At 61.3% G+C, this 23,574-nt stretch carries 21 protein-coding genes; 6 read left to right on the top strand and 15 right to left on the bottom strand.

Annotated features, from left to right (window positions below):
- The first annotated feature begins 209 nt into the window (after positions 1-209).
- Positions 210-1,109, top strand: coding sequence for a DMT family transporter (locus AC1RM7_RS01950; protein WP_492838778.1), 900 nt, complete (start codon positions 210-212; stop codon positions 1,107-1,109).
- A 361-nt stretch (positions 1,110-1,470) separates the two neighbouring features.
- On the opposite strand, the gene AC1RM7_RS01955 is transcribed toward AC1RM7_RS01950, so the two are convergent.
- Together AC1RM7_RS01955 and AC1RM7_RS01960 are read right to left on the bottom strand one after the other, a co-directional pair.
- A complete protein-coding gene (locus tag AC1RM7_RS01955; protein WP_492838389.1) occupies positions 1,471-1,683 on the bottom strand; it encodes a hypothetical protein in 213 nt (70 codons plus the stop codon).
- Between the two features lie 24 nt (positions 1,684-1,707).
- Positions 1,708-2,004, bottom strand: a complete 297-nt coding sequence (locus AC1RM7_RS01960; RefSeq protein ID WP_492838391.1) for a hypothetical protein — start codon at positions 2,002-2,004, stop codon at positions 1,708-1,710.
- A gap of 129 nt (positions 2,005-2,133) precedes the next feature.
- Here AC1RM7_RS01960 and AC1RM7_RS01965 point away from each other — a divergent pair, with 129 nt between their 5' ends.
- Positions 2,134-3,801 carry an autotransporter family protein gene (locus tag AC1RM7_RS01965; RefSeq protein WP_492838393.1) on the top strand — a complete coding sequence of 556 codons (1,668 nt, stop codon included), beginning with the start codon at positions 2,134-2,136 and terminating at the stop codon, positions 3,799-3,801.
- 91 nt (positions 3,802-3,892) lie between these two features.
- Here the strand turns inward: AC1RM7_RS01965 and AC1RM7_RS01970 are convergent, their stop codons facing one another.
- The 3 genes from AC1RM7_RS01970 to AC1RM7_RS01980 all read right to left on the bottom strand — a co-directional run bounded on the left by AC1RM7_RS01970 (position 3,893) and on the right by AC1RM7_RS01980 (position 6,432).
- On the bottom strand, positions 3,893-4,345 hold the full coding sequence (locus AC1RM7_RS01970) for a BA14K family protein (protein WP_024919140.1): 453 nt from the start codon (positions 4,343-4,345) through the stop codon (positions 3,893-3,895).
- 164 nt (positions 4,346-4,509) lie between these two features.
- A complete protein-coding gene (locus AC1RM7_RS01975; protein WP_024919141.1) occupies positions 4,510-5,148 on the bottom strand; it encodes a BA14K family protein in 639 nt (212 codons plus the stop codon).
- A gap of 138 nt (positions 5,149-5,286) precedes the next feature.
- Positions 5,287-6,432 carry a mechanosensitive ion channel family protein gene (locus AC1RM7_RS01980; RefSeq protein WP_024919142.1) on the bottom strand — a complete coding sequence of 382 codons (1,146 nt, stop codon included), beginning with the start codon at positions 6,430-6,432 and terminating at the stop codon, positions 5,287-5,289.
- 162 nt (positions 6,433-6,594) lie between these two features.
- On the opposite strand from AC1RM7_RS01980, the gene AC1RM7_RS01985 reads away from it, so the two are divergent.
- Positions 6,595-7,005, top strand: coding sequence for an NADH:ubiquinone oxidoreductase subunit NDUFA12 (locus AC1RM7_RS01985; RefSeq protein ID WP_006020382.1), 411 nt, complete (start codon positions 6,595-6,597; stop codon positions 7,003-7,005).
- 255 nt (positions 7,006-7,260) lie between these two features.
- Positions 7,261-8,169 (top strand): DUF2155 domain-containing protein, encoded by a 909-nt coding sequence (locus AC1RM7_RS01990; RefSeq protein ID WP_024919143.1) that lies wholly within the window; start codon positions 7,261-7,263, stop codon positions 8,167-8,169.
- A gap of 4 nt (positions 8,170-8,173) precedes the next feature.
- Here AC1RM7_RS01990 and aat read toward each other — a convergent pair whose 3' ends face one another.
- The 9 genes from aat to AC1RM7_RS02035 form a co-directional block, all read right to left on the bottom strand.
- Positions 8,174-8,848 (bottom strand): leucyl/phenylalanyl-tRNA--protein transferase, encoded by a 675-nt coding sequence (gene aat, locus AC1RM7_RS01995; RefSeq protein WP_024919144.1) that lies wholly within the window; start codon positions 8,846-8,848, stop codon positions 8,174-8,176.
- 37 nt (positions 8,849-8,885) lie between these two features.
- Positions 8,886-9,974 (bottom strand): sensor histidine kinase, encoded by a 1,089-nt coding sequence (locus tag AC1RM7_RS02000; RefSeq protein WP_024919145.1) that lies wholly within the window; start codon positions 9,972-9,974, stop codon positions 8,886-8,888.
- A complete protein-coding gene (locus AC1RM7_RS02005; RefSeq protein ID WP_006020386.1) occupies positions 9,971-10,411 on the bottom strand; it encodes a response regulator in 441 nt (146 codons plus the stop codon). The genes AC1RM7_RS02000 and AC1RM7_RS02005 overlap by 4 nt, the downstream gene beginning before the upstream one ends.
- The gene (locus AC1RM7_RS02010) at positions 10,408-11,946 is read right to left on the bottom strand and encodes a sensor histidine kinase (RefSeq protein ID WP_006020387.1); all 1,539 of its coding nucleotides are present in this window, start codon (positions 11,944-11,946) and stop codon (positions 10,408-10,410) included. Before AC1RM7_RS02010 ends, AC1RM7_RS02005 begins: the two co-directional genes overlap by 4 nt.
- A gap of 147 nt (positions 11,947-12,093) precedes the next feature.
- Complete coding sequence (gene accC / locus AC1RM7_RS02015; RefSeq protein WP_006020388.1) at positions 12,094-13,449, bottom strand: acetyl-CoA carboxylase biotin carboxylase subunit; 1,356 nt, start codon at positions 13,447-13,449, stop codon at positions 12,094-12,096.
- Between the two features lie 118 nt (positions 13,450-13,567).
- Complete coding sequence (accB, locus tag AC1RM7_RS02020) at positions 13,568-14,065, bottom strand: acetyl-CoA carboxylase biotin carboxyl carrier protein (RefSeq protein WP_024919147.1); 498 nt, start codon at positions 14,063-14,065, stop codon at positions 13,568-13,570.
- Positions 14,066-14,106: 41 nt separating this feature from the next.
- Positions 14,107-14,562, bottom strand: coding sequence for a type II 3-dehydroquinate dehydratase (aroQ, locus tag AC1RM7_RS02025; protein WP_006020390.1), 456 nt, complete (start codon positions 14,560-14,562; stop codon positions 14,107-14,109).
- A 219-nt stretch (positions 14,563-14,781) separates the two neighbouring features.
- Positions 14,782-15,546, bottom strand: a complete 765-nt coding sequence (locus tag AC1RM7_RS02030; RefSeq protein ID WP_006020391.1) for a DsbA family protein — start codon at positions 15,544-15,546, stop codon at positions 14,782-14,784.
- A 41-nt stretch (positions 15,547-15,587) separates the two neighbouring features.
- Positions 15,588-17,006 carry a M48 family metalloprotease gene (locus AC1RM7_RS02035; RefSeq protein ID WP_024919148.1) on the bottom strand — a complete coding sequence of 473 codons (1,419 nt, stop codon included), beginning with the start codon at positions 17,004-17,006 and terminating at the stop codon, positions 15,588-15,590.
- Between the two features lie 380 nt (positions 17,007-17,386).
- Between AC1RM7_RS02035 and AC1RM7_RS02040 the strand changes: the two genes are divergently transcribed.
- Positions 17,387-18,505, top strand: coding sequence for a pyridoxal phosphate-dependent aminotransferase (locus AC1RM7_RS02040; protein WP_244434447.1), 1,119 nt, complete (start codon positions 17,387-17,389; stop codon positions 18,503-18,505).
- A 75-nt stretch (positions 18,506-18,580) separates the two neighbouring features.
- Here the strand turns inward: AC1RM7_RS02040 and AC1RM7_RS02045 are convergent, their stop codons facing one another.
- On the bottom strand, positions 18,581-21,562 hold the full coding sequence (locus AC1RM7_RS02045; protein WP_024919150.1) for an Rne/Rng family ribonuclease: 2,982 nt from the start codon (positions 21,560-21,562) through the stop codon (positions 18,581-18,583).
- A gap of 709 nt (positions 21,563-22,271) precedes the next feature.
- On the opposite strand from AC1RM7_RS02045, the gene AC1RM7_RS02050 reads away from it, so the two are divergent.
- Entirely contained in the window at positions 22,272-23,558 is a 1,287-nt protein-coding gene (locus AC1RM7_RS02050) for an N-acetylmuramoyl-L-alanine amidase (RefSeq protein ID WP_024919151.1), read from the top strand.
- Positions 23,559-23,574 lie beyond the last annotated feature (16 nt).

Genomic DNA, 23,574 nt, shown 5'->3' on the forward strand with positions numbered 1-23,574 from the left:
GGAAGCCGAAATCTCACCGTCTTGTGAGTTCCTCCAAGGTTTGTCGCGAGCCTCCAAAATCGCGTCCTTGGTATGCGCGTATTTTGGGGATTTCGGGTGGATCACATGCCGCGCGCGTGGTCTTTCTCCCCGTCATCCACATGGTGTGGAATTCGAGTCGAAGGACCAAACTTGTGGATAGCCGCACGCCGCCCGAAGCCTTGAGCGAAATGTCGCCGGACGAGCGAGCAGCAGCGCAGCGGCGAACGCGAACGGTCGGCTACCTGTTGCTGGTAGCAACATCCGTTGGCTGGGGATTGAACTGGCCCGTCACCAAACATCTGTTGATGGAATTGCCGCCGCTGTCGGTGCGCGGTCTGTCCGGCATCATCGGCGCCGCGCTGCTTGCGGTGCTGGCATTGGCGTTTCGCCAGCCGCTGCGCGTCCCGCGCGAAACATGGCCTCGGCTTGTGCTGCTGTCATTTCTCAACGTGACGGCATGGATGGCGCTGATGGGCATGGCGCTGGTGTATCTGCCGGCGAGCGAAGCCGCGGTGATGGCTTATACAATGCCTGTCTGGGCCTCGGCGCTGGCGTGGCCGATTCTCGGCGAGCGGATTTCGCTGCTGCGGGTGGTCGCCATGGCGATGGCCATCGCCGGACTCGTCGCGCTGATGGGCGGCGGGGGCATCGCCGCGAGCTACGCCAAACTGCCGGGCATTGCACTGGCGTTGTCCGGCGCGTTCCTGTTCGCGCTGGGCACGGTGTTCGGCAAACGCTGGCCGCTGGGATTGCCGCCGCTGACCTCGGCGGTCTGGCAGATCCTGATCGGCTGCCTGCCGGTGGGGCTGGCGGGCCTCTTGCTTGAACAGCCGCACTTCATGGCGCTGTCGTCACTCGGCTGGACCTTGTTCGGCTATTCGATCGTGGTCCAGTTCTGCGTCGCCTACGCCTGCTGGTTTGCCGCGCTCCAGCGGCTTCCGGCATCTGTCGCTGCGATCGGGACATTGCTTGTGCCGGTGATCGGCGTGCTGGCATCTGCAGCGGCACTCGGCGAGCCGCTCGGCGTGGCCCAGATTGCGGCGCTCGGATTCACCATTGCAGGTGTCGTTCTGGCGTCACGATCCTGAGACGGTGGTGTCTCAATGCGCGCAGAAAGTGCCTGTTATTACTTCATAACTCAGCGCTGTATCCCAAATGTAACAGTGAGTGGAACCCCGGCCTGATAGGTTCCAGGTAGGCTATCGGCGGCTGACCATGCCGCCGGGTAATGGGGTGGGGCGTGGCGTCGATTGTTGCGGACAGGGCGTTGGAGACGCGCGTGCGGACGGCGCGCGCGATGCAATTCCCAGTGATTGGAATCGTGATCATCGCCGCAGCAACCCTGTCATCGACGGACGCACATGCGCAGTTTGCCTGCGTCGGGACGCTCGGCGCGAGTGACGTCTCCTGTACAAACACCGGCGCGACAGCGGTTCCGTTCCTTCAGGATCAACTCGGCACGTTCAATCTGACGACAACGAGTTCGGGTCCGAGCAACGGCATCACCACGACCAGCGTCGATGGCAATGTCACCGCGACGAACTCCGGCATCAACGCCGGCATGCTCGACACCTCGGCCAGCGGCCTTGGCAACGCGACATCGAACAATTCGGGGATCATCGGGACATCCATCAGCACGTTGACCGGCGCGGGCAATGCCACGTCGACCAACTCCGGAACGGTGGCTCAGGATATCACGACATCTGCGCAGGACGGCGGCAAAGCACTGACAAACAATTCAGGGACCGTGTCAGGCTCGATTTTTACATCGACCAGCATCAACTCGGCGCTCGTGAGTGGCTCGGCGACGACCAACAACTCCGGAATGTTGGAGGCAGCATCGCGACGACCGCTGATGGCGGCGGCAACGCAACGACCAACAATTCCGGAACGATTGCCGGAATCCTCAATACGCAAACCAGCAACGGCGGCGCTGGATTTGGTGCGGGCACGGCCACATCGATCAATTCCGGGACCGTACAATTCGTCGTCACGCAGACCTCAGATGGCGGAAATGCCGTTACCGTCAATTCAGGAAGTGTACTGAATTTCAACGGTATCCAGACCTTTGCGATTGATGGGGGCAATGCAACGACGATCAATACAGGCTTTGTGAACGGTGGAATTGCAACGTTCACCGGGCTGAGCGGTGGGACGGGAGACGCCACCACGATCAATGCGGGTATGGTCAACGGCAATGTTGTTTCCGCCGCCAATGACATCGGCAACGCATTCTTGACAAATACCGGCACGATTAAAGGCAATGTCGCCGTTGCGACTATCGATGGCAGTGCGGCGGCGTACAACAGCGGCAAGATTTTCGGTAAAGTGGATGTTTTCGCTGGTAACGGAGGAACGGCAACATTCACCAACGCCGGATTGATCGATGCGAGTTCGTCCACCGGCGTCGCCATCGACCTCACGCAGTTCGATTCATCGACGCGGACGACGCTCAACATTATGCCAGGCTCCCGCATTGTCGGAGAAATCATTCTGAATGGCGATACGTCCGATCCATTCGCCGTCGGCACCAGGGTCAACATTCTCAGCGGCCATGACATCTCGTCCGTGCTGACATTTGGTGGCAGCGGTTGCGGATGCACGACCGGTGGCCTCACCGACACCGGCGCGGTTGTGAACGTCACAGGCGGCGCGCCTTATGTCATCAACGGAAACACCGTCGCAATTCTCGACCCGACGTCCTTTGCCAACGCAGATCGCAACGTGGTTGATGTTACGCGCACCATCACCTCGCTGGTCACAAGCCGCCTGACCAATCCAGCGCCGATCGGTGGCAGTGGATCGGCGGCTATCGGCTTCGCTCCGTCCGGCAATGTCGCGCGCGATATGGCCAACGACGCCTTCTCGGGTATTCCGGCGCTGGCTTATGCCAGCAACGACCGCCTGCTGCTCAGCAATCCGAGCTTCACCGCGGCCGACGGCACCAGCGTCTGGGCGCAGGGTTTTGGCGGCCAGCGCATCCAGCAGGCGGACGCGCCGACGTTGCGCTCGGTCAGCAACTTCTATGGCGGCGTGCTCGGCCTCGACAAGACGGTGCAGCCCGGCCTGCGTCTTGGCGGGTTCATCGGCGGCGGAGCGATCGACTCCAAAATTGATCTGAATTCCGGCGACACCAAAAGCGACATCTTTTTCGGTGGTCTCTACGGCCGCTATGCGATGGGCCGCGTGTTCCTGGATTTCTCGTTGCTTAGTGGTTACAGCAGCAACGATGTGAAGCGCACGATCGCGAATAATCTGGTGCCCGGCGGACTTGAATGCGCCGCGGGCAAATACAATGGCTGGTTCATCAGTCCGGAAATCGCCTACGGCCTCAAGCAATCCCTCGGCTATAACCTGACACTGACACCGTCTGCGCGTGTGCGCTATCTCGCTGCCGGTTTCGGCGGTTATCAGGAAAGCGGGTCGAGCACGAATTTAACGGTGGCTTCGCGCACCTCGCACAATTTCGAGGAGCGCGGCGAGTTGAAGCTGACGCACACCACGAACACGACGCCGACCGAGCAACTTCAGGTGAGCGGCACTGCAGGTCTGATCGCCTTGCAGCGCGTCGGCGACAGCAACGTCAGCACCATCTTGCTTGGGCAGAGCCTCGCGTTCGCAACGCCGGGCAAGGGCAGCATTGTCGGCTTCTATGCGGGGGCCGGCTTCGACTGGCGTAACGCTACCGGCGTTTCGGTATTTGGCGCCGCCGAGTTCACCGCGATGTCCGACCAAAGCCAGACCATCACCGGCCGTGGCGGTGTGAAAGTTTCGTTCTAGGCGCGCTGTTACTCCGGTTCACTCAGCATCGATACAAACAACAACGGCGATGCAATGCATCGCCGTTTTCGAAATCAGATGCTGTTCAAAGTTACGGGCAGGGGTAGCGGTTGCCGTCATAGTTCAGGTACGTGCCTGATGCGGGATCGTAGGACCGGTAGCGCTGCATGCAGTAGGCTTCAGCGTCGCCGCCGCCGTAGCCTGGCGCGACCACCACCGGCGCGGGCGCGGGATAATATGCGGGTCCACCATAGCCGTAACCGTAGCCATATCCCGGACCGTAATATGGATTTGCGCCAGCCGCGATTGCGCCGCCGATAAGTGCGCCGGCGGCAAGTCCGATGCCGAGGCCAGCACCGCCGCCGCGATAGTATCCGCGCCGCCGCCACTGAACCTGAGTAACCAGCGAATTGTCGGCGCCCGCATGAGCAGCCGCAAGAGGCTGGCTCGGCGCCAGCGGGGCAGCATGGCCGGATGACATCGCAGCCATCGGAAGCGCCAGCGCAACGGCTGCGATCGCGCATCCATTCCTAAAGGTGATCATCTTCCTCACTCCAAAGCCCGCATCGATCACTCTGCATCGGGGGCCGCGCGGAATGCGCGGCTCCATGCAGAAGGGAGCAATGTTGGTATGGATTCAGGCGCTTCTGGGGCGGTTCCATTTACGGAACATCGCCCCAGAGGCCGGACGTCAGGTTTCGCGACCGCTTACGGGCAGGGGTAGCGGTTGCCGTCGTAGTTCAGGTAGGTGCCTGACGCCGGGTCGTAGGACCTGTAGCGCTGGGCGCAGTAAGCAGCGTCGCCCTCAGCCGCAGGAGCGGCAGCATACTGTCCGTCGTCGACATAGGCGTCCGGCGCGTAAGCGTAGGAGTCACCATAGTAGTACGGGTCATTGTAGTAATACGACGAGCCCAACGCGCCGAGCGCCAAGCCTGCGCCGAAGCCGTACCCCGGACCGCGCCAGTGCCTGCGTCCGTTCCAATACCGGTTTCCGTTCCACTGTCCGCCGCCGCCGAGTTGGGCGACGGGACGACCGGAGATCGCACGATTTCCGAATACGGTTGAAGGCGGACCCGAGAAACGAACGCCGCTATTGCCGACAGCAGGACCACCGCTGAAACTGGGTCGCGCCACGCCTGCGCCACCAAAACTTGGGCGCGCTGCGAAGCCGCCGCGGAAACCACCACCTCCGCCTCCGCCGCGGAACGCAGCGCCACCGCCACCTCCGCCGCGCGAGAATCCTCCGCCGCCGCCGTGTCCTCCCGGCCGCGCATCCACACTCGTCGCTATGAGGACAGGTGCCACTGCCAGAAGTGCGGCAGCGCCGATTACCTTGAGATTGATCATGTGTTCGAACTCCGGGTGAACTCCACGAGAGAACGGAAGCAAACGCGAGATGTTCCGTGCTTTCCAAAGTTTGAGTTCACGTTCGCACGAGCTAACCCAATGCAGCATGAATGGATTGCGACTAAACGGTGTTGCCGGTCAGCCCGCGCGGTGATGCGATACCATCGTGTGAGGCGATAGCGGCGCTTGATCTGGTTCGTTGCGTGACACGAACTCCTGGCGCTGGCGCGGCAATGCGCCGGGATACTCTTCTTGCAAGTAGGCGATCAGTTTCTCGCGCACCTCACAGCGCAGATCCCACGCCGCAGGGGCGCTTCGCGCGCTCAGCAATGCACGCAGCTCGACCGTGTGATCCTTGGTGGCGTCGCTGACCTGAAGCACTACGACTCGGCCATCCCAAAGGGGAGAGGCGCGCGCCACCTCCATCAGTTTTTCGCGGAGCTTTTCCACCGGCACGGTGTAATCGACATACAGGAACACAGAGCCGATCAGCGCGGAGGTTTCGCGAGTCCAGTTCTGGAATGGCTTTTCGATGAAGTAACTCAGCGGCAACACCATCCGCCGCCAGTCCCAAAGTTTGATAACGACATAGGTGGTGGTGATTTCTTCGATGGTGCCGTACTCGCCTTCGAGGAAGACAACGTCGTCAAGCCGGATCGGCTGCGCCACCGCGATCTGGACGCCCGCAATCAGGTTCGCGAGCAGGGGACGCGCAGCAATGCCGATTGCGAGACCGGCGACGCCCGCCGAGGCGAACAGACTGACGCCGTATTGCCTGACCTGCTCGAAACTCATCATCGCGGCCGCGACCGTCATGATGACGATCATGGTGTCGGCTGCCCTCTTCAGGATGCCGACTTGCGTGACGTGCTTGCGCGCGAGCAGGTTATCCTCGGAATCGAGGCTGAAGCGCCGCAGATAGATCTGCGATCCGATTTGAGCCGCGATAAGAGCGGTCCATCCCAGCAACGCGATGAAAGCGACATTGAGGATATTGCCGAATACTGTCGCGGCGCGATCGCCGATGGGAGCGACTCTGACCACAAGCGAGAGCGCCAGGACGATCAACGCCAGCCGAAGCGGTCCCTTGCTGCGGGTGAGCAACGACCGGGTCTTGGGATGACGTACGCCGAGCGTGTTTCTGATCGCATGAACGATCACTGCGTTGGCGATCAGCGCGACGAGAACTCCGCCAATGACGAGCACCGACGCCGTCAGCCAGTCCGGCAGGAGCCAGAGCGTGTTCAGAATCTCGGCATAACTGTATTTGATGACGTCGAGCATCGTCAGAATTCCAGCGGGGATGGTCGGTGAGGGGTGTCAACGCTGAATTCCGCCGGAGGTTCACGCAATGCATCAAGTTGCTGTTAGCACTGGACAATTGGCACACCGGATGGCATCAAACAGCCATCGCGCGGCCTTGCGCGCCCACTTCGGATTCTCGCCATGAAGCTGTTTTTCTTACGCTTTTTCACGTGGTGGAACGGCTCGACATTCGGCACGCAGCTCTGGACGCGGCGATTTGGCGAGGTCGTGGGGCAGGACGAGGGTGGCAACACCTACTACCGCACGCGCGGCGGCAAGATCGATCCGACACTCGGATTTGAGCGCCGGTGGGTGATCTACAACGGCTATGCTGAAGCGACACGCGTGCCACCTGCGTGGCACGGATGGCTGCACCACACCGTGGACACGCCGCCGACCGAGATCGATTACAAACCGCGCGAGTGGGAAAAGCCGCACCGCCCCAACATGACCGGTACGCCAGCCGCCTACCGTCCGTCGGGTTCGACGCTCGCTGCCGGTCGCCGGCCGAAGGCAACCGGCGATTATCAATCCTGGACCCCGGGACAGTAACGGCAGGCAAACCGCCCAGGTTGCCAGGCTGCGTGAATTGCCCGCCCTTTCCCCGCCGTATTCGGCGTGTTAACCGATAATCTGCGCGCGGCCCATTTTCTGTAGAATGGCGCGGACACGATTCGGTTGAATCGGATATTGGGGCCGGATCAGTTTATGATCTCGAATGTGATCATTCCGACAGGTGTGGAGCACGATGTTTTCCGCAAATCGCTTCGCACCTTGCGACACCGTGCTCCTGTGAAGCTGCGCAAGATGTTCCGAACCATCACCACTCTTTCCTTCGCGGCGTTGAGCGCCGCCTTGCTGCTGCTGCCGGCGACGCCGGTCCATGCGCAGATCGGCAACATCTTTTCCGACAGACCGCGTCCGCCCGCCAACGTGCAGCAGCGCGGTGAGCCCGTTCAGGAGCCTGAAGAGGAGGAGGTGCCTGATCTTCCTCCGCAGGGCCGTCTGCTGCCGACACCCAATCGTCCGCTGCCGGGACAAGGCGTGCCGCCGCCCGGCAATGTTCAGACCCAGCCGCTGCCACCACCTCCGGGCACGGCAGCCGCTCCAAACCAGCCCGCTGTGCCCGGACAGGGCACGCCCAACAACGCCGCAGCTAATCCTTTGCCGGGACTGCCGCCGGGGCAGAAGCAACCGCGCAGCGCGCCGCCGACGGCCGCGACGTTGCAGCCAGGCGATGAGGTCGTGACCGAGCCGCCAGCGCAGAAGATCATAAACAAGCAGGCGGTTTTCGCAGGCCTCGACAAGATCACCGGCCGTATCATCAAGTTCGATGCCGACATCGGTGAGACCGTTCAGTTCGGTGCTCTGCGCGTCAAGCCGCAAGCTTGTTACACGCGGCCATCGACAGAAGCGGCCAACACCGACGCCTTTGTCGAGGTCGATGAAATCACCTTGCAGGGCGAAGTGAAGCGGATTTTCTCCGGCTGGATGTTCGCAGCCAGCCCGGGTCTGCACGGCGTCGAGCACCCGATTTACGATATCTGGCTGACCGACTGCAAAGGTCCGTCCGCAACGGTGGCTCAGCAGGAAGCGCCGAAAGCCGCGCCAGCTCCGCCGCCTCAGCAGCAGCCCAAGCGGCCACCGGCGCCCAAGCAGCCCGCCGTGCAGCGGCCACTGCCGCCGCCAAATCCATTCCCGCCATTCCGGCAGTAATTGCTCAGGCTTGGGTCAGGCACGCCAGCGCTTCGGCGCCAGTGACCGGCCGGCTTGCAGGAAGCGCGAAGAAGTCGGCCTGTCCCGTGACCGCATCATCGAGCATGGTGCGGTATCTGCGCCGCGGCACCTCCACCGCGCCGAAGGTGCGCAGATGATCCGTCACGAATTGCGTATCGAGCAACACAAAGCCGCCCGCGATCAGACGCGCGACGAGGTGGACCAGCGCCACCTTCGAGGCATCGCGCTCGGTATGGAACATGCTCTCTCCGAAGAATGCGCGGCCGAGGCTAACGCCGTAGAGCCCTCCCACCAGCCGATCGCCTTGCCAAGCTTCGACGCTGTGGCAATGCCCGATCTCGTGCAGCGAAGTATAGAGGTCGCGGATGCGGCCATTGATCCAGGTATCATCACGGCCCGGCTGAGGCGCGGCGCATCCGGCGATGGTCTGCTTGAAAGCCGTGTTGACGGTGACGCGGAAGGCGTCGGATCGAACCGTGCGCGCGAGACGCGACGTGACGCGAAAACCGTCGAGCGGAATGATGCCGCGTTTCTCAGGTTCGACCCAGAAAATCGTGGGGTCGTCGGCGCTCTCGGACATCGGGAAGATGCCGCAGGCATACGCGCGCAGCAAAACACTCGGCGTAATTTCGGACGATGCGGCGTCGCGCGAACTCATGCGCAATCATAACAGATTGTGCGGCCTTCGGCGACCGTCAAGCCGTGCTGGCAAACTGCCTGATTTGCGGCTGTGCGGCGCCCTTCAGCCGCAACACGATACGTGTTCCAGCGTGGGATGGATCACGTTCTGCCTTGGTTTCGAGTTTTTGCGCCATGGCGCTCACGATACGCTGGCCCATGCCGGTGGAGCGGGGATCCTGCTTGACCTGCAAGCCGACGCCGTCGTCGGAAATCGACAGTTCGAGGCCTCCGTTGCATGACCGCAGTTCGACGTGAATGGGGCCAGCACCGTCTGGATAGGCATATTTGACGGCGTTCATGACCAGTTCGTTGACGATGATGCCGATCGCGACGGCGCGATCAGGGTCGATCTCGACGGGCTCGGCTTTCAGCGTCAGCCGCGACATCCGGTTGCCTTCGGTAGAGCGGCGCAAATCCTCCAGCAAGGCCTCGAGGTACTGGTTCAGCATGACCGTCTTCAGGTCCTGCGATGTATAGAGGCGGCGATGAACCTGCGCGACCGCGGCGACGCGGCCCATGGCATTGGTCAATGCGGCCTTGACGTCGTCGTCTGAGCTTGAATTCGCTTGAAGATGCAGCAGTGAAGCGATGATCTGCAAGCTGTTGCCGACGCGGTGGTTCACTTCGCGCAGCAGGACCTCGCGCTCCGCGGCGAGCGCAGCGTAACGGTCACGCGAGGCGTGAACTTCTGCTTCTGCATCGTCGCGGGCCTTGCGCACCAGCGCCTGTTCGATGGCGCCCTTTGCAGCGACGTCGAGCAGGGCGAGAAACTCTCCCTGCGTATCCTTGACCAGATAGTCGGCAGAGCCCGCCTTCAAGGCAGTGACTGCGATCTTGCTGTCCTGCGACGCGGTCACGAAAATGACCGGCGGCGCATCGGGGATCTTCTGGATTTCGGCAAGCGTCTCCAGACCGTCGAGACCGGGCATATGCTGATCAAGCGCCACCACATCGACCCCGCCTTGCTTGATACGCGCAAGGCCACTCGCGCCGTCAGCCGCGTGCTCGACGGCAAAACCCTGCCGCTTCAGCCCGCGCTCGACCAGCCGCGCAAGATCGGCGTCGTCGTCAATGTACAAAAGGAGAGGCGTTGCAGGTTTCATGTTTTGACAGGTGGAACCTTGATGACTGAAAAAAACAATCCCAGTTGGCGGATCGCGTTGGCAAAGCTTTCGTAATTCACGGGCTTGGTAATGTAGACGTTGCAGCCCAGCTCGTAGCAGCGTTTGATTTCGTGCTCGTCGTCCGTGGTTGTCAGCACGACAACCGGCGCGCATTTGACGTGACTGTTTTCTTTGATCCGCTTGAGGATCTCGATCCCGGTCATGTCGGGCAGATTCAAGTCGAGCAGGATCAGAAGCGCCTGATCCCTATGATCGACGCCTGAGCCGTCCTTGCCGAACAGGTACTTCACCGCATCTGTACCGTTGGTGAACGGCAAGATCTCATTGTTGACACCGGAGCGCCGGATATTGCGCTCAATCAGGCGGGCATGGCCCTCGTCATCTTCGATCATGATGATCTTAACTGGCAAACTCATTCTTCTTTTCCTTGAGTTCCGAAATTCCACTGCGCAGGCAATGTAACCGTGAAAGTACTGCCCTTGTGAAGTTCTGAGGAGACGTTGATGGTGCCACCCATGCGGCGTACCAACGCACGGACGTGGGCGAGACCGATGCCCTGTCCCGGACGATCCTGAAGACCAGCCCGGCGGAACAGGTCGAATATCCTTTGGTGATCTTTCGGATCGATACCACGTCCGTTGTCAGTGATTTCGAATATCACAAAACCGAGCTTGGGGCGGCCCTTGATCAGGATGTCGCCCGGCACGCCCGGCTTGAGGTATTTGAGAGCATTATCAACGAGGTTGGAGAAGATTTGTTCCAATGCGAGGCGATCGCTGACAATATTCGGCAGCGGCTCGACGCGGATTTGCGCATTGGCCTCAGACGCTTGATGCGCCACGGACGAGATGATTGTCTCGATCAGTTCTCTGGTGTCGATTTCTACAGGGCGAAAATCGCGCCGACCTTCGCGTGTCAGATTGAGTATAGCGGAGATCAGACGATCCATCTTGCCGATCGACGACTTGATGAAGCCAAGTGCTTCCGAAAAGTCCTGCGATAGTTGCTTGTCTTCCGCCTGAAGCTCCGGGGAGACGCCCGGATCCAGGTCATTGATAGCTTCGGGAATTGCGGGCGCTGCTGCGGCGGCGCGGCTGTACTTCGCGATGCGGGTGAAGATGTCGTTGCGCAACTCTTCGAGCTCGCTTGTGAAACCCATAATATTCACAAGCGGCGAGCGCAGGTCGTGGCTTACGATGTAGGCAAAGCGCTGGATTTCTTCATTCGCTTCGCGAAGATCAGCGGTGCGTGTTTCAACAGTCGCTTCGAGGTTGAGATTGTTGTCGCGCAGTTGCCGTTCGGCTTCGTCGCGCGCACGCGTTGATCGCCGCACCAGAAACAGTGAAGCGCCAGCCAAAAGGAGCACCAGGCCCGAACCGGCTGTTGTGACAACCGCTGCGAGAGTCTGGCTGCGGTCGGCTGCGGCGGTTCTTGCCTGGAAAAGACGGTCTTCCTCCGCGCGCATGGCTGTGGCGATCTCAGTGATGCGCTGAACGGCGGTGCCACTACCGTCGCGCAACATTGCCACGCCGCCGGGAATGTCGTTCCTTTTCACGAAGTCGACAGCTTTGGTGAATTCCGCGAGACGCAATTCGATGAATTCGCGGAATTGCTTGCTGTTCTCGATCTGAACCGGGCTGTCGCTGATCTGTCTTATGAGCGTGTCGACGCCCGGCAAGATGCGTTGGATTGCAGTCTCGTGCTCCGCCAGAAATTTGGGTTGCGACGTGAGGAGGTAACCTCGGGCAGCGCTTTCTGCGCGCCTGATATCCAGCAGGACGGTCGATATCTGATTTTCGACTTCGACGGTGTGAACCACCCAGCGGCTGTCGTCGCGCGCCTTGTTCACCAGAACGATGGAAATGACGCTGATCGCGACCAGCACCAGAAAGCCCGCTGATAGCAAGGCAATCTGCCAGAGCGTACGCCGGCGGGCCTTATCCCGTGTCACGTCCGCCCTGCGATGTTGCCGGAATAAATAAATCGCTGAAAATTCAAATTGCTACCCCTGAAGCCTACCCATAGCTTACGTGCGCGATAACGCGCAAATACGAATTTAGTTCCATTTCTGGAACCAGCCCGTCGGGGAAATGGTAGCTCAGGATGACTTGGTGTCGCCGGCGGCCAGGTAATGCTCGAGCCAGTGGATATGGTAGTCGCCGTCGATAATGCTGGGCTCACGCACCAGTCCGCGGAACAGCGGCAGGGTGGTTTCGACGCCGTCCACCACCATCTCGTCCAGAGCGCGTCGCAAGCGCATCAGGCACTCGCCGCGGGTCTTGCCGTGAACGATAAGCTTGCCGACCAGCGAGTCGTAGTAGGGCGGAATGACATAGCCCTGATACACGGCTGAATCGATCCGCACCCCCAGCCCGCCGGGCGGATGGTACTGCAGGATCTTGCCGGGCGAGGGCCGGAAGGACACCGGGTTCTCGGCGTTGACGCGGCACTCGATCGCGTGACCGTTGATGACGATATCTTCCTGCGCGCAGGGCAAATCGCCGCCAGCGGCGACGCGGATTTGTTCGATGACCAGATCGATTCCGGTGATCATCTCGGTCACGGGATGTTCGACCTGAATACGCGTGTTCATTTCGATAAAATAGAACTCGCCATCCTCGTAGAGGAATTCGATGGTGCCGACGCCGAGATACTGCATCTCGCGCATCGCCTTGGCACAGGTCTCGCCAATTTTCGCGCGCGCGGCTGCATTCAGAATCGGCGAGGGACCTTCCTCCCACACCTTCTGGTGGCGGCGTTGTAGCGAACAGTCACGCTCGCCGAGATGGATCGCACCGCCGCGGCCGTCGCCGAGGATCTGGATTTCGATGTGGCGAGGCTTGCCGAGATACTTTTCAAGATAGACCGAGCCGTCGCCGAACGCCGCCTTGGCTTCGTTGCTGGCAGTGGAGAGGGCCAGCAGGAGATCAGCTTCAGTCGGCGCAACCTTCATGCCGCGGCCGCCGCCGCCCGCTGCCGCCTTCACCAGGACCGGAAAGCCGATCTGCTTGGCGATGGCCATGGCGTCGTCGCCGGGGCCAATGCCGCCGTCGGAGCCGGGCACCACAGGAATGCCGAGGCGCTTGGCGGTCTTCTTGGCTTCGATCTTGTCGCCCATCAGACGGATGTGCTCCGCCTTCGGCCCGATGAAATGCAGATTGTGGTCGGCGAGAATTTCGGCGAACCGCGCATTCTCCGAGAGGAAACCGTAGCCGGGATGGACCGCGTCAGCGCCGGTGATCTCACACGCGGCAAGCAACGCCGGTATGTTCAGATAGCTGTCCTTCGCGGGCGGCGGTCCGATGCAGACGCTTTCATCCGCAAGGCGGACATGCATGGCGTTCGCATCGGCGGTGGAGTGAACCGCAACGGTCGCGATGCCGAGTTCCTTGCATGCGCGCAACACGCGCAATGCAATCTCGCCGCGATTGGCAATCAGGATCTTGTCGAACATCGTGCCTGCCTTCTCCCGTCATCCTGAGGCGCGAGCACTTGCGAGCCTCGAAGGGTGACGGCGCCGCATCCTTCGAGGCTCGGGCCTTGCCCTCGCACCTCAGGACGACGGCGCGTTTCTATTCAATAATGACGAGCGGCTCGCCGAACTCGACCGGCTGGCCGTCTTCGACGAGGATTTGCGTAACGGTGCCTGCGCGCGTCGATGGGATCTGGTTCATCGTCTTCATCGCTTCGATGATGATCAGCGTGTCGCCGACCTTCACCTTGCTGCCGACATCGATAAACGGCTTCGCGCCGGGCTCTGAGGCACGATAGGCCGTGCCGACCATCGGCGACGGCACTGCGCCGGGGTGCTTTGAAATATCGGCGGGTGCGGCCGCAGCCGCAGCCGGCACAGGCGCGGACGTGGGGGCAGCAGCCACAGCGGCAGGCTGATAGGAGACGGGTGCCGCGATGCTGATATTGCGCGCGACCCGCAGACGCAATCCGGCACGCTCGATCTCGATTTCCGTGAGATTGGTTTCATCGAGCAGAATTGCCAGTTCGCGAATGAGTTCGCGCTCGTCGGCCGGTTTTTCCTTGGGAGCAGATGGTTCTTTCGGCGAGGAGGCCATGTGTAATCCGAAGCTTTCTTAGTAAATGACAGGCAGGCGTATCAGGCTTTCGCCTTGGCGCCGATCTTCGCGGCAAGGCCGCTGATTGCGAGGCGATAGCCATCGATTCCGAAGCCGCACAGCGTTGCCACGGCAGCCGATGCGACGAAGGAATGGTGACGAAAGCTCTCGCGCGCGTAGATGTTGGAGACGTGGACTTCGACCGTTGGAAGTTTGACAGCAACCAGCGCGTCATGGAGCGCGATCGATGTGTGCGAGTATCCGCCGGCGTTGATGATGATGCCGGCCGCTTTCTTCGCGCCGGCTTCGTGAATGAAATCGATCAGCTCGCCTTCGCGGTTCGACTGGCGGCAGTCGGCCGTCAGGCCATAGCCGGCAGCGCTGTCGTGGCAGAGTTTCTCCACATCAGCGAGCGTGTGATGGCCATAGGTCTCCGGCTCGCGGGTGCCGAGCAGATTGAGGTTCGGCCCGTTGAGCACGTAAATCGTCTTTGCCATCCGAAAATCAAATCCAGCAATGTCGGCGGAATAATGCGGGTGCGCGCAGCTTCGGGCGGTTTATAGGCAACATGGAGCCGGGAGGGAAGCCTGATCGGCTTCGCCATCCCCCGCCAAATCATTCAGAAATTACCTGAAAAGCCCCGTAAAAGGCCTTGGAATCGTTGGTTAACCAATCTTAACGGATCTTCCAGGAGAACTGCTCGGCCGGTGCCAGGCCTAGCAGGTCGCCTTTCCGCAGCGGGCTTCGGATATCTTCTTGGCGAGCCCGGCCGCGCCGACCGCGCCAACCACGACGTCCTTTCCGATCACATAGCTGGGCGTGCCGTTCAGGCCCATTTCCTCGGCGAGCTTGAAGTTCTCGTTGAGGGTGGCGTTAACCTCGGGGCTGGCCATGTCCTTCTCGAGCTTGGCCATATCAAGACCAGCTTCCTTCGCCGCCGCCATGGCGCGGGCCTTGTCTGCCTGTCCGCGCCCGTTCAGCAGCTTCTGATGGAAGTCGAGATACTTCTTCCCGCTCGGGTCCTGCATGCGGACCGCGACAGCGACCTGAGCCGCTTCCACCGAGCTCGGTCCAAGAACTGGGAATTCCTTCAGTACGACCCGCAGCTTCGAGTCCGACTTCATCAGGGTGAGCATGTCGGCCATCGCGTGTTTACAATAGCCGCAGTTGTAATCGAAGAACTCGACGAAATTCACGTCGCCGTCCCGGTTACCGACAACGACACCGCGCGGCGAGTTGAAGATCACCTCTGCATTTTTCTGGACAGCGGCGCGGTGCTTTTCCGATTCTGCGGCCGCTTGCCGCTTCTGCAGCTCTGCGGACATTTCCTCGAGCAGTTCGGGATTGGCGATGAGGTAATCCTTGATGATCTTCTGAATCTCGCTCTTCTGCGTGTCGTTGAACGACTGGGCATGCGACACGGCGGGCAGACCCAGCACAAGTGCAAAGGCGAGGGGGGCAAGAGAGCGGAGCGAGAGCATGGATATTCCTTCGGGCTGTGTGCAGCGATGCTACGCCGGGTTTAATTCTTTATCGGCTTCGTATTAACGATGTCGTCGGCCTTGACCCAACCTGGTGTGCCGATCGCAAATCTTGTCTTCGCGCGAGAGGCAAGGTCCCGCGCCGTTTTCTGGTCTCCGCGCAGATAGGCTGCCTGGGCCGAGGCGAGATCGGCTTCCGCATAGTCCCCCTTGCGGCCGTATGCCATCGCAAGCTGCGTGTATCCGAGCGCCGCTTCCGGTTCCCGGGAGAGTGCCGTGCGCAGAATCTTGATGGCCTCCTCAGCGTAGGCCCTATTGTCCGATGCCACCAAGGACTGGCCAAGTAACATCTCGATGAGTGGCGCATTGTTGGACAGTTGAACAGCTCTGCGAAGCGGAGCGATGGCCTCGTTGGGCTTGGCTCCTTCAAGCAGCGCCTGACCCTTCAATTCGTAAAAATAAGGGTTATTGGGCTGGACCTTGATCAGGGCATCAATCTGGGAGAGGGCGCTGCGCAGATCGCCGTGACGATAGGTTGCGATGGCGCGGGCGTAGCGGGCGGGCAGGCTGTCGTTCGAAGGCGGATACCGGCGGTACACCGTGTCCGAGCGCTCCATGAACCCGGACACTTTTGCCCGCATCATGTCGTGACGAAGCTGCAAGGCAGCGTCGTCCTTCTTGTCCCAGTAGGGGCTCGATTTCGCCAGTTCCTCAAGCGCCCTGACGCGTTCAGCCGGCATCGGATGCGACTGATTGTACGGATCGGCGCCGCGGGACGAGTACAGCCCCTGTTCGGAGAACCGCTTGAACGTCTCGTACATTCCCTTGGACGACTGGCCGGTGGCGTTGAGGAATTTCACGCCGGCCTTGTCCGCGTTTTCTTCCTGCTGCCTCTGGTAGGAGAGCATGGTGCGCATGATCGCGGCTTGAGGTGCCGCAACCGCAGCGGCGCCTGCACTTCCGGCTCCTGCACGCGCCCCTGCAACGGCCGCGCCCAGGCCCAGCAGCATGGCGATGATCATCTGGGTCTGGGCGCGGGAAACCTGTTCGCGCAGCTTTGAGAGATGCCCGCCGGCAAGGTGTCCCGTTTCGTGGGCGAGCACGCCGATGATCTGGTTGGGTGTTTCAGATTCTCGCAATGCCCCGTAGTTCACGAAAATGCGGCGTCCGTCCGCGACGAAGGCGTTGAACGTCGGATCGTTGATGATGACGACCTGAATGTTCTGCTTCTCGAGACCGGCGACCCGCAGGATCGGCCGCGTATAGTCGCGTAGAAGTTGCTCGGTTTCGGCATCGCGCAGGAGGGGTGGGCCGCCCTGCTGTGCATGCGCCGGCCACGAGCCGACGAGCAGCGCCGCAGCAGTGACGATCGCCGTCGCACGCCGTGCGAATGACTTTCCGGGCAGCCCTGCGCGAACGCGGGAGGCTTCGGATGGCGGGGTCAAGAGGGCATCTGTCATGGCTTGGTCAGCGAGCTTGGCAATGGAGCGGAGGCCTGTAGGGTGCTAAAATCACGGTCTAACAAGACGCCGAATGCGGCGGTACAACGGCACATTGCCGCATGCTTTCCTTGCATGCCGCGGTTCCAGGGAATAGCAGATTTCATGCTAGTGTGGCGGTTCGCAAGTCCGCATTACTTCCACAGCGCGCACATTTGCGGACTTGCGAACCAAAACCACACTAGAATTGTAATTTTCCAGTGTCCTTTTGAATCCGAAGTTCGCTATGGAGATTGATGCAAAACGAGGCGAACTTCGGATTCAGGACACTGGACGTGACGCTCACAGACAAGGCAAAAGGCCTTTTGACGCCCTCCACCCGCGGCAATGTTCCGCCGTTCATGGTGATGGATGTGATGGCGGCTGCCGCCAGGATCGAGGCCCAGGGCGGTCACGTGATTCACATGGAGGTGGGGCAGCCTGCTGCTCCCGCGCCGCAGACGGCCATCGCCGCCGCGCGCGCCGCGCTCGATATAGGCAAGATCGATTATACGGCTGCGATCGGCATTCCATCGCTGCGTCAGCGGATTTCGCGCCATTACCGAGAAACCTACGGACAGGATGTCAATCCTGCGCGCATTGTCATTACCACAGGCTCCTCGGGCGCTTTCGTTCTCGCGTTCCTGTCAGCGTTTGAGCCCGGCGACCGTGTTGCAATCACGTCCCCGGGTTATCCGCCGTATCGTCATATTCTGCGGGCGCTCGGATGTGAGCCCGTCATGATCGAAACCACCAGCGCCACACGGCATGCACTGACAGGCGAGATGCTGCTTGAGGCTCATCGGAAGACGCCGCTCAAGGGCGTACTGGTCGCCAGTCCTGCGAATCCGACCGGCACCATGATGACGCGCGAGGCGATGGCTGATCTGATCGCCGCAGCGGATAGCGCGGGTATTCGCTTCATCTCGGATGAGATCTATCACGGGCTCGACTACGCGTTTCCGGCGGTGACGGCCGCCGAGCTTTCGTCCGAGGCGATCATCATCAATTCGTTTTCGAAGTACTTCTGCATGACCGGCTGGCGCGTGGGCTGGATCGTCGTTCCGGAGGCGCTGGTGCGCTCGGTCGAGACGTTGCAGCAGAACCTGTCGATTTCCGTGCCGACCCTGTCGCAGATCGCGGCAGAAGCCGCATTCGACGGATGTGCCGAAATGGATGTCATCAAGCACGGCTATGAGGAGAATCGGCGCATCCTGATCGAAGGGCTGCCGAAAGTCGGGCTGACGGAATTCCTGCCTGTGGATGGCGCGTTCTATCTTTATGCGGATGTCTCCAAGTTCAACGCCGACAGCTTCGAGTTCGCCAAGACCATGTTGCAGCAGGCGCATGTCGCGGCGACGCCCGGTGTGGACTTCGACCCATTCCACGGAAAGTCTTTCGTGCGTTTTTCCTACTCGCGCTCGACGCAGGAAATCACCGAAGCGGTGGCGCGCATCACGCGCTGGCTCACCAAAGGCTGATTGCAGATTTCGAGGGTCCAAACGCAAACCGCCCGCTGTGAAGCGGGCGGTTTATTAGTGACCAGTACTCGGATGTTACTCGCCGCGGCGCGACCACCAGCCCGCACGGCGCGGCTGGGCGGTCTCGGTCTGCGGCTGTGGAGAAGACTCTGGTTCAGTTGGAGTTTGTGTCTGAACCGGAGTGGGCTGAGACTCCTGTTTCGGCGCCTCACCGAAGAAGAAGCTGACCTTCTCGCGAACAGTCGAGCGCTTGCGCGGAGCTTCGGTCTCTTCCGGGGTTGAGATGTGGTGCGTCACTGGTTCCGGCTGCGGAGCCGGAGCGGGAAGTTCCTCGCGGACCGGCTCTGCCGGCGCTGCCAGATCGGCGACCGCTTCGGCGGATTCGGACTCGGGCGGCGTTCCCAAATCGTCGGCAATCGTCGAAACGATTCCCTCGCCGGGTTGACCGCCTTCTGCTCCGCTCAGGTCGTTGCCACCACGCCGGCGACGGCCGCCGCGGCGCCCACGGCGGCGCGGACGGCGTTCGCCATTCGCGTTCTGCTCGGCGCGCGGTTCGCCATTCTGATCGTCCTGCTCGTCGTCACCTTCATCGCCGTCATCGCTGGCGGTGTCGTCTTGTAACGCGATGGCGGGTGCGTCGCCCCGATCGGCTGCCTGTACTCCCTCACGCGCTTCTCCGCCACGGCCACGCCTGCGGCGCCGGCGCTTGCGGCGCGGGCCTTCTTCGCCTTCCGAGACAGGAACTGCGTCGGCGGATTGCGTCTCGGCATTGTCCTCGTCGTCGCCTTCGAATTCCATTTCGGCTTCGAACGTTTCGTCATCCTCGTAGTCGTAGGTGTCCTCGACCGGAGCCGGGGATGCCGCAAGCTGCGCTGCAAGGATGGCCTTGGCGGCTTCGAGGGTATGAACGGCTTCGCCGCGGTCGATCACGTAGGACTGCTGCCCGCTGATCGTCGCATCGGCGATGACCGCCAGCGTGACCTTGAAGCTGCTTTCGAGATCGCGCAGGTGACCGCGCTTGTGGTTGAGCACATAGAGCGCAACGTCGGTGCGCGTGCGCACCGTCAGATTGTGCGTCGGTCCCTTCATCAGGGTTTCTTCGAGGCCGCGCAGCAGTTGCAGCGCGACGGACGAGACCGAGCGGACGTGACCGGAGCCGCCGCAATGCGGGCACGGCTCGGTGGAGCTTTCGAGCACGCTGGCGCGGATACGCTGGCGCGACATCTCGAGCAGGCCGAAATGCGAGATGCGTCCCACCTGGATGCGGGCGCGATCCTGCCGCAGGCAGTCGCTGAGTTTGCGCTCGACCGCACGGTTGTTGCGCTTCTCATCCATGTCGATGAAGTCGATCACAATGAGACCCGCAAGATCGCGCAGCCGCAACTGGCGCGCGACTTCCTCGGCGGCTTCGAGATTGGTCTTGAGCGCTGTATCCTCGATGTGGTGCTCGCGGGTCGAACGCCCCGAGTTGACGTCGATCGAGACCAGCGCTTCGGTCTGGTTGATGACGATGTAACCGCCGGACCTCAGCGTTACCGTGGGCGAGAACATCGCGTCCAGCTGGCTCTCCACGCCCATGCGCGAGAACAGCGGCTGGCCGTCGCGGTACTGCTTCACCGCGCGAACGTTGCTCGGCATCAGCATCTTCATGAAATCGCGGGCTTCGTTGAAACCGGCTTCACCGGCAACGAGGACTTCGTCGATTTCCTTGTTGTAGAGGTCGCGCAGCGAACGCTTGATCAGCGAGCCTTCCTCGTAAACGAGAGTAGGGGCCTGCGATTTCAGAGTGGTGTCGCGGACGGTTTCCCACATCCGGATCAGGTATTCGAAGTCGCGCTTGATCTCCGGCTTGGTGCGCGAGGCACCGGCGGTACGCAGGATGATCCCCATGCCTTCCGGCACATCGAGATCCTGCACCACGTCCTTCAGGCGCGAACGATCCTGCGCCGAGGTGATCTTGCGGCTGATACCGCCGCCGCGTGCGGTGTTCGGCATCAGCACGGCATAACGGCCGGCGAGCGAGAGGTAGGTTGTCAGCGCAGCGCCCTTGTTGCCGCGCTCTTCCTTGACGACCTGAACCAGCATCACCTGGCGGCGCTTGATGACTTCCTGAATCTTGTACTGGCGGCGCGGACGGAAGGCGCGCTCCGGCACTTCTTCCAGCACGTCGTCACCGCCAACCGACTCGACGACTTCCTCTTCGGCGTCGTCACCGTCCTCGTCGTCGTCGCCATCCGCATCGTCGGCGTGGTGTTCGTCTTGATGGTCGCCGTGAGGAACGATGGGCGCATCGTGAGCCTCGTCGTGCGGATGCGATTCATGCTGATGATCGAGGTGCTCATGATCATCATGCCCGTGGTCATGGAAATGATCGTCATGTGCATGGTCATCGTGCGCAGCTACCGGCGCTGATGCTTCTTCGGATGCTGCGACTGGCGCGGCGTCATCGGCATGATGTTCCTGACGGTGATCGTCGCCGGCGGGGAGGGCAGCAACGTCATGAGCTTCACCGTGCTGGTGATCATGTTCGCCATGATGTGCGTCATCATGCGGGTGGTCATGGTCGTGATGGGCATCGTCATGGCCGTAATCTGGCGCGTGGTCGCCGACCTGGGCAGCGTCCGTCAACTGCGCGGCTTCCGCCTCCGGGCTTGCGCCTTCGATAACTTCGCTCTGCACGCGCTCGCCACTGTTACGGCGTCGCGAACTTCGATGGCGGGACCGGCGGCGGTTGGAGCGGTTTTCCGATTCTTCCTCGGCCTCGCGGTGCGCGCGCTCGTCGGCCTCGATCAAGGCCTGTCGATCGGCAACCGGGATCTGATAGTAATCGGGATGGATTTCGCTGAAGGCCAGAAAGCCATGGCGATTGCCGCCGTATTCGATGAAGGCGGCTTGCAGCGACGGCTCGACGCGCGTGACTTTGGCGAGATAGATGTTGCCGCGCAGTTGCTTGCGCTGGGCAGACTCGAAATCAAATTCCTCGACGCGATTGCCGCGGACCACAACCACCCGGGTCTCTTCCGGATGGGTGGCATCGATCAACATTTTGTTGGGCATTTTTGAGCTCTTGACGGCGAACGGTGCGTTCGGCGGCCAGCGCATTGCGCGTAGCCGGGTCACGTGACGGTCCACCTGATTCGGGGGTGAGGGGAAGGCCAAAACGCCGCCCGAGGCACCGTGCCGATCGCAACGTCAGCGAAACGCGACGCGGAAAAGATTCGCGTCGTATCGATGCTGGCGTCGATGGGATTTTCTGACCAATCCCGTTCGGCAATAGAGTCTGGCGCATCAAGCGTCGGCCCGTCTAATTCAATGTGGCGGCAAAGTGCCGCCGTATCCTGCCGCCGACGTTGCCAGCGGATTCGCTGCTGGCAGTGCTAACGCGGCGCAAGACGCGCGCGCTGGCTCTCGATGGTCCGCTGCCTTGCGGCAACGGTCGCCGGTCATGAAGGTGGCCGCTCGGGCTGGTAACCGCCGCTCCGTATCAGCCGCGTGCTGCGCTGGCTGTGGAGGGTCGGAAGGTACGCTGGAACCTCTTATTGAATGTGAGGAACTGGCGCTGCACCGGGAAGCTGAACGCGACACAACCGCAAGTTTAAACCGTCAGCCCCTCCTACATACGTCGAATGGCCGTTTCTGGCAAGGGAAGCGTCACAGCGCTGCAACACACTCGGCTAATCGTCGCAGGCGTGGTAAGGGGCCGTTAACTGCGCGGTTCTATTGCGGTATGAGGTGTCCGGAGGCTGCGGATTCATTGACGAGCCACATGAATTATCGCGCATTTTGGGTTGTCGCGCAGGTGTGCGCCGCAGCATTTCTGTGCCTGCCGATTCCCCGGGCTCTCGCGGTCGAATCTCAGCCGCCGCAGCCGGTGGTTGCGGTAGCCTTTCCAGTCGCCTCCGACGTGCGCGTGGCGGGCGATGGTAAGCAGACCCGTTTCATTCTCGACCTCGACCGCAAGATCGATGCCCGGGCGTTTGTGCTCGCAGATCCGTATCGCGTCGTGGTCGATATCCCGCAAGTCACCTTCAATCTTCCCCCCGGCGTGGGGAAGGAAGGGCGCGGTTTGATTCGCGCCTTTCGCTACGGCCTCGTCATGCCCGGCGGATCGCGAGTGGTTTTCGACCTGACCGGTCCGGCCAAGATTGAGAAGACCTACGTCATCGACCCGGCGAACGGGCAGCCGGCGCGCCTCGTGGTCGAACTGGCCGCTGTTGAAGGATCGGCGTTCAAGGCGTCGTCTCCGGGCGAGGACAAAGTGCAGTTACGTCCGGCAATCGTTGCCGACGCCAGCGGCGCCGCAGTTGAAACCACGGGCACAACCCGGACAGTGAAGACGACAGATTCCCGTCCGGTCATCGTTATCGACCCCGGTCATGGCGGCGTCGACAACGGCACGCAGGCGGCCACCGGCGAAAGCGAAAAGATGCTGGTGCTGGATTTCGCCAAGGCGCTGCGGGATCGGATCGAGAAAAGTGGCAAGTTCCGCGTTGTCATGACGCGCGACGACGACACCTTCGTCCCGCTCGGAGAGCGGGTGAGGATCGCCCGCTCCAATACGGCTGCGTTATTTGTTTCCATTCACGCCGATGCCTTGCCCAAGCGGGAGGGCGATGCCCAGGGCGCGACCGTCTATACGCTGTCGGAACGTGCCTCCGACGCCGAAGCTGAGAAACTCGCCGAGGCCGAGAACAAGGCCGATGCCATTGCCGGCATCAATCTGACCGAGGAACCGGCGGAGGTGGCCGACATCCTGATCGAGCTGACCCAGCGCGAGACCCGAACGTTTTCAAACCGTTTTGCCCGCACTCTCGTCAATGAGATGAAGGGTGTCGCGCGCATGCACAAGCATCCGCTGAAGTCTGCGGGGTTCAAGGTCCTGAAGGCCCACGACGTTCCGTCCGTGCTGGTCGAACTCGGCTATGTTTCCAACAAGGACGATCTTCAGCATCTGGTCTCTGAAAGCTGGCGCTCGCGCACCGTCGGTTCCGTCGCCCAGGCGGTGGATGCCTTCCTCGGAAAACGCGTGGTTTCCACTGGCCCTTCGAATTAAGCCCCTTGGGGTTGAA

The sequence above is a fragment of the Afipia sp. GW822-FHT03D08 genome, from assembly GCF_058801645.1.